The organism is Bradyrhizobium sp. Tv2a-2 (genome assembly GCF_000472425.1).
GTDB lineage: Bacteria > Pseudomonadota > Alphaproteobacteria > Rhizobiales > Xanthobacteraceae > Bradyrhizobium.
The window spans coordinates 1-19731 of record NZ_AXAI01000021.1 but is presented as its reverse complement, the minus strand read 5'-3'; the positions used below and the strand labels follow the sequence as shown (position 1 = coordinate 19731).

8 protein-coding genes and 2 pseudogenes are annotated in these 19731 nt (G+C 60.0%); 4 read left to right on the top strand and 6 right to left on the bottom strand.

The features are described 5' to 3' along the window. Positions 1-953 precede the first annotated feature (953 nt). From A3AI_RS0132735 to A3AI_RS46580, 3 genes and pseudogenes are all read left to right on the top strand, one after another. Entirely contained in the window at positions 954-6887 is a 5934-nt protein-coding gene (locus tag A3AI_RS0132735; RefSeq protein WP_024519608.1) for an ATP-binding sensor histidine kinase, read from the top strand. Between the two features lie 249 nt (positions 6888-7136). Continuing rightward, complete coding sequence (locus A3AI_RS0132730; RefSeq protein ID WP_024519607.1) at positions 7137-8105, top strand: ABC transporter substrate-binding protein; 969 nt, start codon at positions 7137-7139, stop codon at positions 8103-8105. Positions 8106-8171: 66 nt separating this feature from the next. After that, a pseudogene (locus A3AI_RS46580) lies at positions 8172-8347 on the top strand (IS110 family transposase); the annotation flags it as partial. A 355-nt stretch (positions 8348-8702) separates the two neighbouring features. Here A3AI_RS46580 and A3AI_RS45535 read toward each other — a convergent pair. The 4 genes from A3AI_RS45535 to A3AI_RS0132710 all read right to left on the bottom strand — a co-directional run bounded on the left by A3AI_RS45535 (position 8703) and on the right by A3AI_RS0132710 (position 14051). Then, positions 8703-11120, bottom strand: a complete 2418-nt coding sequence (locus A3AI_RS45535) for a PAS domain S-box protein (RefSeq protein ID WP_024519606.1) — start codon at positions 11118-11120, stop codon at positions 8703-8705. Continuing rightward, complete coding sequence (locus A3AI_RS0132720) at positions 11117-11572, bottom strand: response regulator (protein ID WP_024519605.1); 456 nt, start codon at positions 11570-11572, stop codon at positions 11117-11119. The genes A3AI_RS45535 and A3AI_RS0132720 overlap by 4 nt, the downstream gene beginning before the upstream one ends. Beyond that, positions 11569-12750, bottom strand: coding sequence for a PAS domain-containing sensor histidine kinase (locus A3AI_RS43845; protein WP_051382568.1), 1182 nt, complete (start codon positions 12748-12750; stop codon positions 11569-11571). Before A3AI_RS43845 ends, A3AI_RS0132720 begins: the two co-directional genes overlap by 4 nt. Before the next feature lie 323 nt (positions 12751-13073). Then, positions 13074-14051: an ABC transporter substrate-binding protein gene (locus A3AI_RS0132710; protein ID WP_024519603.1), complete on the bottom strand. Its 978-nt coding sequence runs from the start codon at positions 14049-14051 to the stop codon at positions 13074-13076. A gap of 391 nt (positions 14052-14442) precedes the next feature. On the opposite strand from A3AI_RS0132710, the gene A3AI_RS0132705 reads away from it, so the two are divergent. Continuing rightward, positions 14443-15273, top strand: a complete 831-nt coding sequence (locus A3AI_RS0132705; RefSeq protein WP_024519602.1) for a methyltransferase domain-containing protein — start codon at positions 14443-14445, stop codon at positions 15271-15273. A 439-nt stretch (positions 15274-15712) separates the two neighbouring features. On the opposite strand, the pseudogene A3AI_RS50360 reads toward A3AI_RS0132705, so the two are convergent. After that, a pseudogene (locus A3AI_RS50360) lies at positions 15713-16487 on the bottom strand (IS110 family RNA-guided transposase); the annotation flags it as partial. Between the two features lie 967 nt (positions 16488-17454). After that, on the bottom strand, positions 17455-18069 hold the full coding sequence (locus A3AI_RS0132695; RefSeq protein ID WP_024519600.1) for a tetratricopeptide repeat protein: 615 nt from the start codon (positions 18067-18069) through the stop codon (positions 17455-17457). Between the last annotated feature and the right edge of the window lie 1662 nt (positions 18070-19731).

Genomic DNA, 19731 nt, shown 5'->3' with positions numbered 1-19731 from the left:
GACGCTTTGGGTCTCAGAGGCAGGAGCTTCGGGTTGCAATCCACTACGCTTAGGTCCGCTTACCCCCCATTAGCTGTGCGAAAGCGGACATCGCAGGAGGTCTGAGTTGGGCCAAAGGCGGCTTCCCCATAAGGGCCGCCATCGGTGCAAGAGCGGACATTTCGAAATCTGCTCGACCGTTGATGGGCCGTTCGCGTACTCTCATGGCTACGTCGGTCATGGGCGGTGCAGCGGGGTTAGCCATGCGACGTCACTCAGATGCTCAACGGCGTCCCTGATGATTGGCCGGCTGGAGCGTTGCCGTGTGCGCCGGCCGGGCTTCCGCCAGCTACCGCGCGTCTGGTATCCGCGAGCAGGGCCGTTGGTGTACCCGCATACGCTGGCGCCGGGAGTAAAGCCGGGCAAATCGCGCCAGATTGCTGCTACAATGAAGGACGATCCGCGTCCGCCGCATCCGGCAAGACCAAGGGACGGCTGGCATTTCTCGGGCGATGGAGTACGATTTTCGACGGAGACTACGGCAGCGACCTTGCGGCCATCGACAGCGGATTTTCCGGCGGCGGCTTCGGCGGCGGCGCATCTGGGAGCTGGTGAAGATGGGCATCAAGCGCATCGGCAAGCATCTGATCGAGCGGTCAGGCAGCAACGTGCTCTCGACCTGGCCCGGCGCAACAAATGGTCATGGCCGCTCACCGTTGGCGTCTTGAAACCAAATCCCGGGTTTCTCGTTCATCTGTTCATGCAGCCGCATTTCGTGGCCCCGATTTTGGCAATCGAACCGGCCTTGCGCCCACGACGAAGCCGTCCAGCGTGGCGGTGAGCCAATCCAGACCATTTTGGCGGCCGCAGGCCGGTTGTCCAATTTCTCCAGGCCGGACAGAGGCCGCGCGTGTGGCGCACGAAGAGCTTGATCAGCCGACTTCAAGCCGACGCCCGACGCCGGAGTGTGACAGATGGTGCAGCAGTCGCTGAACGTCGCCTACTCGGACGGTAGCCCTCAGGTATTGTGGGAGGACGGCGAGCGCGTGTTCAGCCGTGGCTGGCGGCTGGACGACAATGGCAACCGGCTCGCCGTGCTGCTTGTTGCCCCTGCCGCCGACCACCCGTCGCGTTCAAACCTCGATCGGCTGACGCACGAATACGGACTGAAGGACGAACTCGGCGGGACGTGGGCAGTGCGCCCGCTGGAGCTCGTAAGCGACGCCGGTCGAACCATGCTGGTGTTCGAAGATGCGGGCGGCGAGCCGCTCGAGCGGTTGCTCGGCGTGCCCGTGGAGATTGGACGCTTTTTGAGCCTTGCCATCCCGATTGCCTCCGCGCTGGGCAAGCTTCACCAGCGCGGGCTCGTCCACAAGGACATCAAGCCGGCCAACATCCTGCTCAACGAGGCGACCGGCGAGGTGCGGTTGACCGGGTTCGGCATCGCCTCGCGCTTCGCACGCGAACGTCAGTCGCCTCACCCTCCTGAGACCATCGCCGGCACGCTCGCCTACATGGCGCCGGAACAGACCGGACGGATGAATCGGTCAATCGATTCCCGCAGCGACCTCTACGCCCTCGGCGTCACTTTCTACCAAATGCTCACCGGTGCTTTGCCGTTTACCGCCGCGGACCCGATGGAATGGGTGCACTGCCATCTCGCCAGGCGGCCGGTGGCGCCCGCCGAGCGGCTGAAGGAAATTCCCGGCGCCGTCTCGGCTATCGTCATGAAGCTGCTCGCGAAGAGAGCCGAAGACCGCTACCAGACCGCCGCCGGTCTCGAAAGCGACCTTCGCAGCTGCCTGATTGAATGGGAGGCGCAGGGCCGGATCGACGACTTTCCACTCGGCGAACACGACACGCCCGACCGGTTCCTGATCCCCGAGAAGCTCTACGGGCGGCGGCGCGAAGTCGAGACCCTGCTCGCCGCCTTCGATCGCGTCGTCAACGGTGGCGCTCCGGAACTGGTCCTGGTTTACGGCTATTCCGGCATCGGCAAATCGTCGGTCGTCAACGAGCTGCAGCCGGTGCTGGTACCGCCGCGTGGCCTGTTCGCTTCCGGCAAATTCGATCAGCTCAAACGCGATATTCCCTACGCGACGCTGGCGCAGGCGCTTCAGAGCCTGATCCGGCCGCTGCTCGGCAAGAGCGACACCGACCTTGCGCCATGGCGCGACGCCTTGCAGGAGACGCTGGGATCTAACGCAGGACTGATGGTGGCTCTCGTTCCTGAACTGAAGCTCCTCATCGGAGAGCCGCCGCCGGTCGTTGAGCTTCCGCCGCAGGACGCGCAACGGCGCTTCCAGATGGTGCTTCGGCAGTTGATCGGCGTCTTTGCTCGGCCGGAACATCCCCTGGCGCTGTTCCTCGATGACTTGCAATGGCTCGATGCGGCGACGCTCGACCTTTTGGAAGACCTGTTGAGCCGGTCCGATCTCCGCAATCTCCTCCTCATCGGCGCGTTCCGCGACAATGAGGTCGCCGCAGCGCATCCGCTCATGCGCAAGCTGGAGGCGATCCGCGCAACCGGAAGGGTGCAGGATATCAAGCTGGCACCGCTGGCAACCAATGACCTCGGAAACCTTGTCGCAGACTCGCTTCGCTGCGACGTGGAGGAGGCTTACCCCCTCGCAGAGTTGGTGGACGTGAAGACGGGCGGCAATCCGTTCTTCGTGATCCAATTTCTTCACGTGCTCGCCGACGAGAGCCTCCTGGCCTTCGATCACGAGCGAGCGAGATGGTGCTGGGACCTCGCCGCAATCCACGCCAAGCGGTACACGGACAACGTGCTGGAGCTCCTGGCTGGAAAGCTGACGCGGCTGCCGCTCGACACATTGGACGCATTACGGCAGCTCGCCTGCCTCGGCAACGTCGCCGACGTCGCCAAGCTCTCTATCGTTCTTGAAATGCCCGAGGATCAGGTGCACGCCGCTCTGGCGGACGCCCTGCACCAGCAACTGATCGATCGTGTCGCGCGCTCCTATAAGTTCGTCCACGACCGGGTGCAGGAGGCAGGCTACGCGCTGATCCCGGAAGAGGCGCGGGCGGAGGCGCATTTGAAAATTGGCCGGCTGCTCTTGGCAGAGACACCGCCGGAAAAGCGCGACGAGGCAGTCTTCGAGATTGTCAACCAGCTCAACCGCGGCGCAACTCTGATTACGTCACAGGATGAGCGCGAGCAGCTCGTAGAGCTGAACCTGGCGGCCGGCAAACGCGCCAAGGCGTCCTCGGCCTACGCCTCGGCATTGACCTATTTCACCGCCGGCGCGGCGCTGCTGCCGGAAGACGCGTGGGAGCGCCGGCAGGAGCTGGCCTTCGAGTTGGCACTTCAACCCGCCGACTGTGAGGTGTGTACGGGCGCGTTGCAGGCGGCTGAGGAGCGTCTGGCAACGCTCGCGACGCGCGCTGTCGGAACGGTCCAACAATGCTTCGTGGCGCGTCGGCGAGTCGATCTGTACACGATGCTCGGGGACGGCGAGCGCGCTGTGACGGTGGCGCTGGAATGCTTGCGGCATGTGGGCATCGAATGGTCGGCGCATCCCACTGAGGCGGAGGCGCACGCCGAGTACGAGCGCATCTGGTCGCTGCTCGGAGATCGCGCTATTGAGGATCTCGTTGACCTGCCGCTGATGCACGATCCAGAGGCGCAGGCGACCATGAACGTGCTCACCAGCCTGACTGTACCAGCCTTGTACACTGACAATAATCTGGTCGCGCTCGGCATCTGCAGGGCGGCCATTCTCAGCCTGGAGCGTGGCAACAGCGACGCCGCTCCGGCGAACTATCAAGCACTGGGCATGATCGCCAGCGCCCGCTTCGGTCACTACGAGAGGGGTTATCGATTCGGAAAGATGGCGTGTGATCTCCTCGAACGTCGGAGATGGTATCACTTCGGGGGAAAGACCTATTATCTGTTCGGGGTTCATATCCCGTGGACACGACCACTCGTGGAGGGGATCGTTCCGTTGCGTCGTAGCTTTCAGATGGCGAAAGAGCACGGCGACCCCACATTTGCCGTATTCGCTCTCCGCGATCTGTGTGCCATTTTTCTGACCTTGGGCCATCCACTCGATCAACTTGAGCGTGAGATCGAGGACGGATTGGAGTTCGTGCAGCGGTTCGGATCGTTCCTTGACAGAGTTTCCGCTCCTATCGCGCTCGTGCGGACGCTGCGCGGAACAACCATGAAGTTCGGCGCGCTCGACAATGATCCCTTCACCGAGCGCTCCTTCGAGGAACGCGCGACGGGGCGACCCGCGCGCGCCTTCTTGGAATGTTACTATTGGATCCGAAAGCTCCAGGCGCGCTTCTTCGCCGGCGATTACGGATCGGCGATCGACGCAGCGGAGAAAGTAGAGAGGTGGCACGCGATCTCCGCGTCGCTGTCGCTGTTTATTGTGCAGAAGACGGAATATCACTTCTATGCGGCGCTGTCTCGTGCTGCCTGGTGCGAGCCCATCGGACCCGACCTGTACGCCAAGCATCGAGAAGCACTTGACGCGCACGAGCAGCACCTACGGGTCTGCGCGGCGAATTGTCCGCAGAACTTCGAGGATCGTGCAGCGCTGGTCGCGGCTGAGATTGCCCGTATCGAGGGCCGCCCGCTCGATGCGATGGACTTGTACGAACGTGCGATCCAGTTGGCTCGCGCAAGCGGCTTCGTCCAGAACGAAGGGATCGCCAACGAACTCGCCGCGCGGTTCTATGCGACGCGCGGTTTCGAGAAGATTGGTCGGGTGTATTTGCGAGACGCCCGGCATTGCTATCTGCGTTGGGGAGCCCATGGCAAGGTGCGGCAGCTCGATGAGCTCCATCCGCGGCTAAGGCAGGACGAGCGTGCGCCGGCTCCAGCGGGTACGATCGAAGCGCCGGTCGAACATCTCGATCTCGCAACGATGATCGAAGTCTCGCAAGCACTCTCTGGCGAGATGGTGCTGGAAAAGCTCATCGACAAACTCATGCGCGCAGCCCTCGAGCATGCAGGCGCCGAACGAGGTCTCTTGATTGTCCCGCGAGGCGATGAGCTGGAGATAGAGGCGGAAGCGACCGCTAGTGGAGAAGAAAATGTAATCGTGCACCTACGGGACGGATCCTATAGCACAGCGGCGTTGCCGGAGTCGTTGGTTCGTTTTGGAACGCGCACCCATGAGACTGTGATTCTCAATGACGCTTCATCTCAGCATGCATTTTCTGCCGATCCCTATATTCTTCAAGGTTGTGTTCGTTCTATTCTCTGCTTGCCGTTGATAAATCAGGGAAAGCTCATCGGTATTCTCTACCTGGAGAACAATCTGACGCCGAACGTTTTCACACCTGATCGCGTCGCCTTATTGAAGTTGCTTGCATCGCAAGCGGCAATCTCGCTCGAAAATTCGCGGCTCTATCGTGACCTCGCAGATCGCGAAGGGAAGATTCGGCGTTTGGTTGACGCTAACATCATCGGGATAATCATTGCCGACCGCGAACGTCGGATTCTTGAAGCCAATGACGCGTTTCTACGTATCCTGGGATATCACCGTGAGGACCTGGCCTGGGGGCGCGTACGCTTGACTGAACTGACACCGCCGGAATGGCGCGAAGTCGACAAACGTATCTGGGCAGAACTGAACTCGACCGGAACCGTTCAGCCCTTCGAGAAAGAATATTTCCGGAAAGACGGCAGCCGCGTTCCTGTGCTTGTTGGCGCCGTTCTGTTCAAAGAAGGAGGCGACGAGGGCCTTGCATTCGTGCTCGATTTGACAGAGCGCAAGCGCGTCGAGGAAGCGCTGATGCGAAGTAAGGACTATTTGGCCGAAGCGCAGAAGCTGACGCATACAGGCAGTTGGGCTTGGGATCCCCACACGGAGCAGGTGCTGTACTGTTCCGAGGAAATGTTCCACATTTACGGGTTGGATCCACGGTCGAGCCTACCTTCTCGAGAAAATTTTCGACAGCAAATCCACCCCGAGGATCGCGATTGGGTAAAGGAGAGATTTGAGGAGTCGCTTCGCAAAAAAATTGACACCTATGCCGAGTACAGGGTTCTTCTGCTAGACGGAACAGTTAGGCACATCAGTGCCTCGGGTCATCCGGTTCTCAACGAAGACGGCGAGCTCATCCAGTTTATCGGTACCGCTGTAGATATGACAAAGCGCAAACAAGCTGAGGAATCATTGCGGGAAAGCGAGGCGAATCTCGCCCACATGAACCGCGTGAGCACGATGGGAGAATTGGCTGCCTCGCTATCTCACGAAATTCTGCATCCTATCGCGACCGCCCGCAACAACGCGCGTGCAGGGATGCGCTTTTTGGAAATGAAGCCGCCGAATCTGGATGAGGTCAGGGAAGCGCTCGGATGTGTTGTCAGGGACGTAGACCGAGCTAAGGACATCGTCGGACGGATGCGTGATCACATGAAGAAAGCGCCACCGCGAAAGGAACGCTTTGATCTCAATGCGGCGCTGAGCGAAGTGCTCGTATTGGCGCAAAGCGTGATCCACAAGAACGGCGTTTCGGTTCAGACTCGGCTTGCGGATGGATTGCTTCCGGTTCTGGGGGATCGGATACAGCTGCAACAGGTCTTGCTGAACCTGATTCTGAATGCGGCTGAAGCAATGGGTTCGGCCGAGCAGAGGGCACGAGAGTTGTCGATCAGCACCCAACAAGACCGGCCAGGCGTTCTCGTGGCGGTGCGCGATTCCGGGCCAGGCATTGATCCGGAGCATCTCGATCGAGTCTTCGACGCGTTCTACACCACCAAATCCAATGGAACAGGGATGGGGCTGGCGATATGCCGCTCCATTATCGATGCTCATGGCGGCAAGCTGTGGGCGGAAGCAAATGAGCCTCGCGGCGCTGTATTGCGGTTCACCTTGCCCAGCGCCGAAGCAGAGCACACGAATCCTCTTCGCGCGATTCAGCGGACCTAAGGGCCTCGCGAACGCATCGCGATTTCCTCTTCTGGCACTAAAGCAGACGATCCCTGGTCCATCGAGGTCGGCTTTGGGTCATTTGCGTCGCTGTTCCTCAGGCGCGCGCAACCGCCGATGTCTGCTTCACCCCGGAAGCGACTGAATTATTGCGTTGCCGCGATATGACGCGAAGAGCCAGAAGCCGACTTGCTGCAGTGGGCGCTCCGATGTTCAACTGGCGTGACTTGAGACGCAGGAGGAACTGTCATGTCGGTACACCGGGCGTTTTTTTTCGCGTTGGCTTTGTTGTCGTTCGTTTCGACTGTCCACACGAAGGCCGAACCGATGCCTACGCTCGCCTATGTGGCTGCCAAGAATGCCAATCCGAAGCGGCTCGACATCTTCAAGAAGGGCTTGGCGGAACTCGGCTATGCTGAGGGAAAGAACATTAGAGTCGAGTATCGCGAGGCCGAGCTCGATGCGGACTATAATGGCGTGGTCGCGGACCTTGTCCAGCGCAAGGTCGAGATCATCCTCGCCGCGAACGTTGCGGCAACCCGTGCCGCCGCTAGGGCGACCAAAACGATACCTATCGTCATGATGGCAGTGTTCGATCCGGTCGGGATCGGGGTGGTTGCGAGTCTGGAGCGGCCGGGCACGAATGTCACCGGCACAACGATGTACGCTCCGCAGTTGATCGGCGAGCGGCTGCGCATTCTCAAGCGCCTCGTACCGCAGCTCGAGAGGGTCGCGATGGTGCTCAATGGGCAAAACCCCAACAATGCCACCCAACTCGAACTCCTTCGCTCAGAAGGGCAGAAGCTGGGCATCGCGGTCGAGCAACTCGACATTCGCAAGCCAGAGGATGTGGACGCGGCATTTGATAAGGCTCTTGGACTCGGAGTCCAGGGGCTTACGAACGCGGTCGATACCTTTATCAATTCCCGAAGGTTCGCGTTGGCGGCGGGGGCGGCGAAACACAAGGTGCCATTTGTCTTCAGCGACGACGAATACGTCATGGCGGGCGGTCTAATCGCGCTCGGTCCGGGTCATTACGAGGGCTACTACGGCGCGGCCAAGTACGTGGACAAGATTTTGCGCGGCGCAAATCCGGCTGATCTACCCATCGTGGGCCCCACCGAGTTCACCATCAGCGCAAACCGAACGGCGCTCGAAAATCTCGGGCTGCCGTTGTCGCCCGACCTGGCTGGCCGGGTGAGTGAATGGTTTGACTGATTGCGCCGACCCATTTTCGTGGGCTGCTTTCTTGCTGCCGTTATGTCCGCAACGGGTCACGATGCGGTTATTCTGACGCGCAGCTCAACCCACAGCACTCTGCGCACGTGGGTCTGCAGCTCCGGCAAAGGATCGGCTTCAAAAGAGCTGCCGTGGCTGTGGCACGCAAACTGGCGGTGATAATGCATAGGATGCTCAAAACCGGCGAATTGTTTAATCCGAAGGCCGGAGCCGCCGCATAAGTGAAGATAGCGTTCAGACCCTGAACGCCTAAGGTGTCCCTGCCCGGACGTGAGCCGAGCCATTCCGCTGATGCTGTTGCACTGCCGACCCAGCAAAGTGCGTCGTCCACATTGAAGGCTCGTCCTGCGAAGCTCCGTCATGCGGCGGCAGATGTCGACCGCGAAGACAACCATGCACCCGGCAGCGTCCCCTGAACGAAACTATCTACTTGACGCCTCAGCAGCGATTAGACAACAGCATCACAAGCGGACATTGGCGCGGCATCAACCAACGCCATTAGTGGACGTTCGAGCCAATTAGCGGCAGGTCGGTCACATCTTCCGCTCGTCAGGCGTCCCCGAGGCCGCGCTCGTCTTACGATGCGTCTGCTGGACGGGCAGGCACAATAAAGCGGAAGATCGCACCACGTGGCAGGTTGGGACTCGCCCACAATCGCCCGTAATGCGCTTCGATGATCGATCGGCAGACCGACAGTCCTAATCCCAAGCCGCCCGATTTCGTCGTGTAGAAAGGCTCGAACAGGCGTTCAAGCGTGGCCGGCGCGAAGCCTGGCCCCGAATCGCGCACTTCGACGCAAACGCCATCCGGTTCGCTCCGGGTGCCGACAAGCAGTTGGCGATCCGTTTCGCCGACATCGCGCATGGCTTCGATCGCATTGATAATGAGGTTGAGCAGTACCTGCTGCAGCTGGACCCGATCTCCGTAAACATGCGGCGAACCGACCAGTTGCGTCCGCACCGAGACGCCGTTCTTCGAAGTTTCGGCGCGGGTCAAGGCTATGACCTCAAGCACCGCCTCGTTGATCTCGATGTCCTCCTTCCGCGGCGGCGCCTTCTTGATAAGGGCTCGCATACGGTCGATGACGTTGTCGGCCTGCTTGCCGGCGCTGACGATACCGCCGAGCGTCTGCCGGACCTGCTCCAGATTCGGCGGCTTAGCATTGAGCCACTTCAACCCGGCCTGAGCGTTCATGATGGCCGCGGCGATCGGCTGTCTGATTTCATGGGCAATCGAGGCCATGAGCTGCCCCATCGTCGTAACGCGAGTCGCGTGGGCCAGGTCCGCCTGCACTTCGCGATAGCGGCGCTCGCTGTCGCGTGCTTCGGCTTCCGCCCGTTTGCGCTCGGTGATGTCGTTGAAAAGGATTCCGACGCGTCTGCGCTTGGGGTCTCCGACGCGGAAGGCGTAAACGTCATACCAGCGTCCGAGTTGCTTGGCTTCGTTCTCAAATCGCATCGACTCGCCGGTCAGGGCGATCCTGCCGTAAATCTCGAACCAGCGTTCTTCGTGCCGCGGCGCGATTTCGCGCATCCGCCTGCCGGCGGCATTTTCGATTCCCGTCTGCCGTTCGAACGACGGGCTGATTTGCAGAAAACGATAGTCAACCGGCTTTTCGTTCTGGTCAAACAAGACTTCGATCGTGCAAAAGCCCTCGTCAATCGATTCGAACAACGTGCGATAGTTCTGTTCGGACTCGCGCAGTTCCGCCTCGGCGCGCTTGCGTTCGATGAACTGACCGATCTGGCTGCCGATGGTGGCTACCATGTCGAGCAGCTCCTGATCGGGTTGCCCGATCTCGCGGCTGAAAAACTCGATCACACCCAAGACTTCGCTCCCGAGCAGGATAGGAAAGCCGATGGCCGCGTGTAGTCCTTCGCGTTCGGCGATGGGTCCGCGCGGCAAGTTTGTGTCAGGAACGACGTCGGGAATGTAGGCGGGCTTAAGACTGGACCAAACCCGGCCCGGTAGTCCCACGCCCGGGGCGAAGGTGAACTCCGAACCGACTTTTTCAAATTCCGGGACTTCTATCGACGCTGTATGCCAAAGCTCGACACAGCGCAGCGCCTCGGCCTCCCGGTCCACGCGCCAGAGCGCGCCCACGTCCCATCCCAGACACTCGCCCATAACCCGCAGTATTCTCGGAGTGACTTCCTCGATCGTGGCCGCTTCCGCCAGGAGCTGCCCGACTGTGTGCTGCACGCGGAGGCGTTCCTCTGCGCGCTTGCGCTCGGTGATATCAGTCAGGATGCCGTACCATTTGAGAATCCCGCCCTGTTCATCACGAAGCGGTACCGCCCGCGCCAGGAACCACCGGTATTCGCCCCTGGCGCTGCGATACCGCGCCTCGTTTTCGAACGGCTGACCACTTGCCATCGCACGATGCCACTTGGCGGTGTGTTCAGTCAGGTCATCGGGATGAACCGCGGATTGCCAACCCGATCCCAAGGTCTCTTCCACGGAGAGCCCCGTAAACTCCACCCACTGCCGGTTTATCCAAACGTTGCTGCCGTCGGGCTGGGCGGTAAGCGCTATCGCAGGGATCGCCTCTATGACATCGCGAAGCTCCGTTTCAGTCCGGCGCAGCGCGCCCTCAGCTCTTTTGCGGGCAGCCCGATCGCTTGCCTGGCCCAATGCGCGCTGTACGGCGGGCACGAGACGCGACAGCCGGGTCTTCAGCACATAATCGGTGGCCCCGATCTTGAGGGCTTCGATCGCTGCCTCTTCGCCGAGGGTGCCGGAAACAAAGATGAATGGAAGATCCGGACGGAAACTCAGTGCAAGGTTCAATGCGGAAAAGCCATCGAACGTAGGGAGCTTGTGATCCGAGAGGATCAGGTCGAATTCGCCGTCTTCAAGAACGGCGAGAAACTCCGCGCGATCCTGGACGCGGGTGATGCGGGTAATGAAATGCCCGGCTTGCAAACATTCCTCTACGAGCCCGGCATCATTTGGGTCATCCTCCAGCAACAGGATCGCGATGGGCGAACTCATAACACCTTCTTCGCGCTTCCCGGCGGCGGCTGGTTGATGACGGCCCAGAACATGCCGAGCTCCTTGACGGCGTTGACGAACTCGTGGAAGTCGACCGGCTTCACGACGTAAGCGTTCACCCCGAGCTTGTAGCTTGCCATCATGTCCCTTTCTTCGTGGGACGACGTCAGAACAACTACGGGAATCATCTTGAGCCGTTCATCCGACCGGATGGCCTGCAGGACCTCCAGGCCATTCACCTTCGGCAGCTTCAGATCCAGCAGGATAACGGCCGGATTTTCCTTGGGGCGCGAGGCGAATTTTTCCCGACAATACAGATAGTCGAGGGCCTCCGTGCCGTCGCGGGCAACCACGACCTCGTTGGCGAGCTTGTATTCATCCAGAGCCGTAAGTGTAAGGTCGACATCTCTCGGATCATCCTCCACGACCAGAATGCGTCCCAGGTCACTCATGGCTGCCTCGCTTTCATCTCTGCGGGATTTACGGCTTTCGGCAGTGTGAAATAGAAGGTGGCGCCTCGATCGAGGGCCGCTTCGGCGCGCACCGTGCCGCCGTGTCGATGAATGATGCGGTGTACGGTGGCCAATCCGATGCCGGTGCCTTCGAACTCGTCGGCCCGATGCAGGCGCTGAAACACACCGAAAAGCTTGTCGACATACTGCATCTCAAACCCGACGCCATTATCACGGACGAAGATTTCTATCTTGTCTGCATTTCCATTTACAGCGCCAATCTCGATTGCGGCGAGGCTCCGGGTTCCCGTAAATTTAACCGCATTTGAAACCAGGTTCACGACAACCAGCCTCAGCAGGGAGGGATCGCCATGGCAGGCCGGCAGTGCGCCGATTTTCCAGGAGATTTTCCGTTCCTTCGCCTGCTGTCCGACCTCCGAAGCCACTTCCTTGACCAATTGCTGGAGGTCCACGTCGCTCGTCCTGCTCTCGACCCGCCCGATCCTGGAGAACGCCAGCAGATCATCAATCAGGTTGCCCATTCGCTTTGCGGCTTCCAGAATCGTCTGCAGGTATTTCTGACCCTTGTCGTCCAACGAACCCGATGCGTGCTTTTGCAGCAGTTCCGAATAGCCGACGAGATGGCGCAGCGGCGCCCGCAAGTCATGCGACACGGAGTAGGCAAACGACTCGAGTTCCTTGTTGGCCGCCACCAGCTCGGCGGCGCGCAGCGTGAGCTCATGGTTGAGCTTGCGAATTTCGGCATCGCGCTGCTGGCGCCATTCGAGCTCGTCTTGCAGCCGATCGCGTGCGTGGCGAAGATTCTCCTCGATGCGGCGTCGAACGGCGCTGAAGGAGGCAACGACGACCGCCGAGAGCACAAAAATCAGAAAGTAAGGGATGTCTCGCGTGGAAACGTAAAAGGTGTAGAGGGGTTCTGCGAAAAAATAATTGAACGTCAGCGAGGACAACAGAACGGCCACCACGGCAGGCCCGGTCCCCGCGTACCAGGTGACAAGGCCGATGACGAGGACAATAACCGGTAGCTCTACATCGCGGAATTGGTATTCCTGAATCAAGAGCGCGGCGGCCGTCGAGATCGCCACGGAAACGACTGCAAGTCCGTAGCGCAGGAGCGGCGACCGGACCCGCTGGAACTCGCTATCCCAATATGCCATGTGCGGCTGCTCCGACAAACGCCCACATGCGGTGTTCGGCAATTTGTCGATTATAGCAGGTTTTGAACGGCTTCGCGGGCCGGACGCGGCTGGTCGGGAACCTCTGAGCTGTGCGCGGGCTCGGTCGGCCATGCAGGTGCCCCGGTCAGCAGCTGGGCAGCACATCAAGTTGCCGCCCCCTATGTCGGCTGAAGGTCATGCGCGTCGATTTGGCTGTGCCGGGGCCATGTCCGGTCTACCCCCTGACAGCAGACATGAAGACGAGCGCTAGATTCGGTCGAAAAGGGCCAGTTGCCGACTCATGCACCGCAACAACAGAGCGCTTATTCGATAATCTCGTCGGCGCGGCCAACGAGCGGTAGGGGTATGCTGAGACCGAGTGCTTTGGCGGTCTTGAGATTAATCATGAGTTCGAGTTTCGTCGGCTGTTGGACCGGCAGGTCGGTCGGCTTGTCACCCTTTAAAATTTTTCCGGCGTAGGTCCCGATGAGACGGTAGTACTCCGTTTCACTGCTGCCGTAGCTCATCAAGCCTCCGGCAACGACGAACCGACGAAATTGATATACGGAGGGCAACGCATGGCGGACCGTCAGCTCAGCAAGTCGCTCGCTACGGGCGGTGAAGAGATTATCGGGGGCGATGACCAGCGCGTTGACATGCAGGCTGGTCAAGGTTTCAAAGACCAAATCGAAATCGCGCTCACTGTTCGCATGGAGAACATGTAGCTGCAGCCCGGCCCCGCGGGCGAATTCCTGCGAGAGACGCGTCGCAGGCTCGGCAAGGTCAGGCACGGCGGGGTCGATCAAAAGAGCCATGTTGGTAGCCGAGGGCAGTAGCTCGGCCATCAGCTGCAGCCGCTTCGGTACTACCTCTAGATTTAGACTTGTCACACCGGTCACGTTGCCGCGTGGCCGGCTAAGGCTGGCGACAAGTCCGAGAGCTACTGGGTCGCCAGCGATCGCGAAGACGATTGGAATCTTTGCTGTTGCCGTCTTCGCTGCGAGCGCTGAAGCGGTTCCTCCGGCAGCAACAAGCACTGTTACCTTCTGTTGAACCAGCTCCGATGCAAGCTCCGGCAGTCGACCGCTGTCTGCCTCGGCCCAGCGATATTCAAGTTTGACGTTATCTCCTTCGACGTAACCTTCGACGTGCAGCCCCTGGTAAAAAGCGCGGAGCCGTGCGGCGTTGGCTTCGGCCGAAGCGGTCGCGAGCATCCCAATCACCGGCTGCTGCGCACGCGCGGCGAGTGGCCATGCCGCCGCCGCTCCGCTAATGAGAGTGACGAAGTCGCGCCGTCTCATGCGCTTTCCTCAGGTCGATGTCTACAGCCTACCACATCGTTAGACGGGGCTGTTGAGCGTCACGGCAAAATTGGCTGCCTTTGTCTGTTGCGGGTCACACCCGGAAGAACTCAGCTTGAGCATATCGAGTCCGCTTCACCCCAAAGAGCTGACATGGAGCAGACATGCCGAGGCAGCCGCTTCGCGCCAATACCGGACTCATGCACCGCCGCAAGTTGCATTTGTATTCAAGCCCCGCGCGGGTGACCGCCGAGCACGAGATCGAGCATCCTTGCTATATTCGCGTGCGCCAAAGCGCCGCGTCCGCTGTCGCCCCCGGAGTGATAGCTTCACAGGAAAGCGAGCGTGGCGGACGGCAAGCGCGAACTTAGCGGCTATCAAGGATAGGGCGATGACTGACCAAGGACAATGGCAGGTAACTGGAAATGCCGCCGAGGCATACGAGCACGCCCTTGTTCCGGCTGTCTTCGCACTTTGGGCACCGCTCGTAGTTGCACTCGCTGACCCGCGACCAGGTGAGCGCGTATTGGACATCGCGTGCGGTACCGGCGTGGTGGCGCGGCTCGCTGCGCAGCGGGTAGGCCCCACCGGGAACGTGACCGGTCTCGATCTGAACCCCGGCATGCTGGCGGTCGCTGCCTCGATCACAACTTCCGACCCGCGCACAAGTGCACCGATCACGTGGCAAGAGGCCAGCGCGACGAATATGCCTCTGCCTGACGGGGCATTCGATGTTGTGTACTGCCAGTTGGGACTCCAATTCTTTCCAGATCGGCCCGCCGCGCTGCGCGAGATGTATCGCGTGCTGGTGCCCGGCGGCCGCCTGGGATTCATGGTGTGGCAGGACATCCAATACAGTCCCGGATTCAGCGCCTTAGCCGCCGCGCTTGCGCGGCACGTGAGCACCGAGGCGGCGGGCGTTATGCGCGCTCCCTTTGCGCTCGCCGATGCCGAACAGCTGCGTGCACTGGTGGCTGCGGAAGGTTTCCGCGACATAACGATTGAGTCGGTTGCAGGCACCGTTCGTTTTCCGTCAGTCTTGCGGTTCGTGCAGGACTATGTGCGCGGTTCGCCGATCTCAGGCCATGTGGCCAAAGTCTCGGATGAAACTCGCAGGGCCCTGGTCAGCGAGGTCGGCGACGCGCTGATGTCTCATGTCGCCGACGAGGGGTTGAAGTTTCCGATTAAAGCGCACCTCGCCAGCGCGAGGAAGCGAGCATAGTCGCAGGGGATAGCCGCTTTCCAAATGGAACTTTCACTGCCGCTTGCGGGCTAGGGCGAATGTCCGAGATGGGTCATCAGCGTCGGTGCGCCTCTTTACCGACATTTCCGCTCTACGCCCTCAAAGCCGACATTCAGATGATCGCCGGAGTTCGTCGATGTGGGCCATGTGTGGACGGCTCCGGGTTGGCAAGAAGAATCTTCACTTTGCAGCAATAGTCGGAGCAGCCATATGTTCGGCCTGTTTGCGCGGTACTCATGACCACTGGCTATAATGCCCTCCGCGGATCAGGTCCCGATCACTACCTCGCATTCGAAGATGCCTTGGCCCGATGTGGGTTGTCCTGATCGCCGGATCGACCGGCACCGCATTACGTGCTGTTCGTCCTCCCAACCGTTACGTCACACCAGCGTGTGCGGGGTGATCTCGTTCACGCCGCGCCCCCGCTCGAGTTCTGCTTAGGCACGAGCCCAACCCAGGCCAAAAAATACCGTCCTGATCGGAAGGCTCCTGGATCAGCAATGCTCGCGCCCAGCGCTGTGGCCAGCGCCGGACCGACGCCAGGGATGGCATCTAGTCGCTTGCTGGTCGCGTTTGATCGATGCCAGGCTATGATGCGCCTGTCGAACTCCAAGATCTGAGCCTTCAGTGCTCGCAACTGACTGCCGAGAGCGGCAAGGCAGGCGCGAGCCACCTCAGGGATCCGGCGGTCGGCTGTATCAGCGACGACTTCCAGCAGTTTGCTCGACGCCCCTGCGCCCGACCGGGGCGACGATCCCGAACTCGGCAATATACGCGTGGATCGAGTTGATGACAGCTGTCTGCTGGCGAATGAAGAGATGGCGCGCACGATGGAGCATCAGACAGCTCTGTTGCTTGATCGTCTTGGTCGGCACGAACCGCATGTTTGGCCTCGTGACTGCTTCGCAAATCGCCTCAGCATCCGTGGTGTCGTTCTTCTGCCGCTTGACGTAGGGCTTCACATAGGCTGGTGGCATCAACCGCACCGTATGTCCCAGCGCCTGCAACTCGCGGGACCAATGGTGCGATGAAGCGCATGCCTCGATACCCACCAGGCATGGTGGCAGCTAATCGAAAAATGCCAGGACGTGCCGGCGCTTCAATTGTCGGCGCAGGACCACTTGGCCGGCTGCATCAACGCCATGCACTTGAAAGACCGACTTCGCATATCCAGGCCGATTATCGAAATTGATTGCATCGCTGGCTCCTCCGAATCGTGGAAGCCTCAAGCGGCACCCACCTCGATGGCACTTTCGTGCCGGGGGAGGAGCGGTCCACAGCATCAATTCCGGACTCATGCATCGCAGCAAAGGAGCGTTATGGCGCTCGTTGGAGCAGCGCCGACGCACGACCATCCGCTGTTCAGTCGCAATTCCATCCGACCGGTTAAGTCCGGCACGGGCCGACGGGGAACGTTCCGAACCGCCCCAATTGGGCCCCACGCTCACGGGCCGGTGAACCGACTGCGCGGCACGGGCTCCGACGAAATAAGCACGAACCATTTTCCTAATTCGGCGAAGACGGGCCGAAACGCTTCGGGATCAGTGTTCAGTGCGCCGGGGGGTTCCAGTGGGTTGTCATTGCTCTTTTTCTCGGTGCGGGGATGCTGGTCTCAGTATTTGCAGGAGAGTTCGGCCCCGATCTGCTTCTCGCCATCACCGCGTGCCGCTCATAGAAACGACGCTCATTGTCACCAGTAGGGAGAGTCGAAATGTTTCGATGCGCTTTTCTCGCCTTTGCAATTCTCACGATCAGCAGCATTGCACTTACCCCAGCCTCAGCGGCTGTCGCCAAACCTACAATTCGGGCGGACGCGCGGAATCATGGAATTCGTTGGACGCCTGAACTGCGCACGCCGACGCAATCCAATCGGCCGGCCAATGATCCCTTCGCATGCATGCTGTTGGGATGACGAAGAGGACCGGTTGGGTGACGAGCCTCGATATCGGCCCGTTCGCCGGATGTCCGCTTACTCCTGGCAGCCCCAGCATGAAATCAGCCTCGACGGTGGTGTTGGATGACGGCACGATAATGCCGATTTCATGGACTGCATGGCTCGTCGCTCCCAACCTCTCATCGACATACTCAAGAACGGTCCGAATATCCGAAGGTACCAGACATAGCGCGGCCGGCGCTCGCTGAATTGCGTTGCGGCTATATTCAATAGACGAGACCTGTGCCGGGCGGTTTTTCCAGCGCCTCCGCCAAAGATCGATACTCCGCGCAGTCGGTTCCGCAGATCGCAGCGATCCGGCTCAAATGATATTCCGCCTGCTCGCGGTTGCCCTGCTCGATCTGCCACAGACCGTAATAGTTCCAGGTCAGCACATGGTTCGGATCGGATTTGAGCGCGCGCTCGTACCAGACCTGCGACAGCTTGTAGTCGCCTAGCTTGCGATAAGAATAGCCGATCAGATTGGCCACATTCGGGTGATCGTCGTGGCCGAGCGCCTTCAACTGCTCAATCGCAGAGGCATAGTCAGTGCGGTCGTACACCGCCGAATAAGCTGCGCGGTACCCATGAGCGAAGGCGGGGTCGTCGAAAAGGGACTGCTTGGCTTTCTTGGCCTTCGGGGCGTGAGTGGCCTTGGTGCCCGACCGCTTCGGGTATGACGAAGGCGGATAAGCGGAGCGTTGGTCCATCCCGCTATAGTTTGCCTCACCGCCACCTAGATCGCTGCCCCCGGCCGCAACAACCGGAGTGACCGAGAACGCAGCGATCAGCGCAATCGAACACGTTGCCAGCGTCACAATCCTGATCACCAAGTTGGTCATAGGAACCTCCTGCATGCTACGTGTTCGAGCTCCCAATCCAGCCGAATTGTTAACTCCGGCTTGCCATTCCTGGAAAGGTATTCAGAAAAACGAGATTTGGTGTGACAGCAATGTTGTCTTATGAGCAGGTCAATGTCCGCAACGTGCCAATAAGCGGTGAGAAGTACGGCTTCGCCTATTCGACCACGCAATCGGCTTCGATCTCGACGAGCCACGTGGGATCGATGAACCCCGAAACTGGACAAACGTGCAAGCACGGCGAATGTCACGAAAGACCTCACCCTGCGCGCGAGCTGCATCGCGCCACCTCCGCTAAAGCGAAACCACAGAATAGAGGTTGATGCCAATGTCGCAAATGGGTCAATCTCGACAAAACTCCAAATGAGCATATCGAGTCCGTTTCACCCCCAAAGAGTGCGGACATTTAGCCCATATGCCGGCTCCGCCGCTTGGGGCCATGAACGGACTCATGCATGCGCGCGCGCAGCGAGCGGCTCGTTTGCCGCCACGCCGCCGACAATAGCTAGAACGTCGCGTCGCCTCATGTCCGCATCCGCACGGGCAAAAGCCATGCAGTTTAGACCATAACAGATCACGGGGCTCACTATACGGGTCTTGGACAGTTTTTCGCGCGATGTCCGGAAAGGGTCTCACCCGGAAGAACGCAGGTTGAGCATAACGAGCCCGCTTTACCCCCAAAGAGCCGACATAGAGCGGACTGCCGGCTCAGCTGCTTGGCAATGTGTGGACATGGCCCCCGCGCAGAAACGCGGCGCTTACCCTTCGGGCTCGTGCGTGTGACGCGCGTCTAAAAACGCTCATCAGCCGCCTTCGCCCAAGTGTCGAGATCAACCGCCATTGGGGTTGCCGCCAACCAAGCCTCCAAGGTTGTTCGGGCCGGAATCGTTGTAGGCTGGCGGCGCGTCATCGTAGTGAACCGACGGCGCTGTCCGTTCGTAGCCCCAACCTGGAGCGAAGTTGAAACTCGAGGCTACGTTGGGGGCGAGGTGATGCCACGTCCTGGAGTGATGCATAGTTGCGGCATCAGCCGAGGTACTCAAGGCGATCAATAGTCCTAGAACCAGAAGAGAACGCATTGGATTTCTCCGATGGGTTAATGTCTATGAGGTCAACAGGCTCAGCCGGGGCGAACTAGGAAGCCGCACGTCGAGGCGAAGCGTTACAGATCAATTCGCTGCTCAGACCGCTTGCGTTACCTGTAGCGGCTCACGGTCACTCACATTGCCGGCACCATGCGCCATGCCGCGAAAGATCCGGGCGCGGACGAATTAACGTTCGCTGTGGGTCACGAGCGTCGATTTGGCCGCGCACCGATGACTTCGGGTCTTCCCTCATAAGCAGACCTTTTTGGTGTCCGTCTGCATGTCTCAAACGGGCCATGTGTGGACGGCTCCGGGTTGGCAAGAAGAATCTTCACTTGCAGCGTTGGTCGGAGCAGCCATGTGTTCGGCCTGTTTGCGCGGTACTCATGACCGCTGGCCATAATGCCCTCCGCGGATCAGGTCCCGGTCAAAAGCACGCATTCGATGATGCTGTGGCCCGAGTGGGTTGTCCTGATCGCCGGATCGACCGGCACTGCATTAAGTGCTGTTCGTCTTCCCAACCGTTACGTCACACCGGTTGCCCGGTGTAATCTCGTCT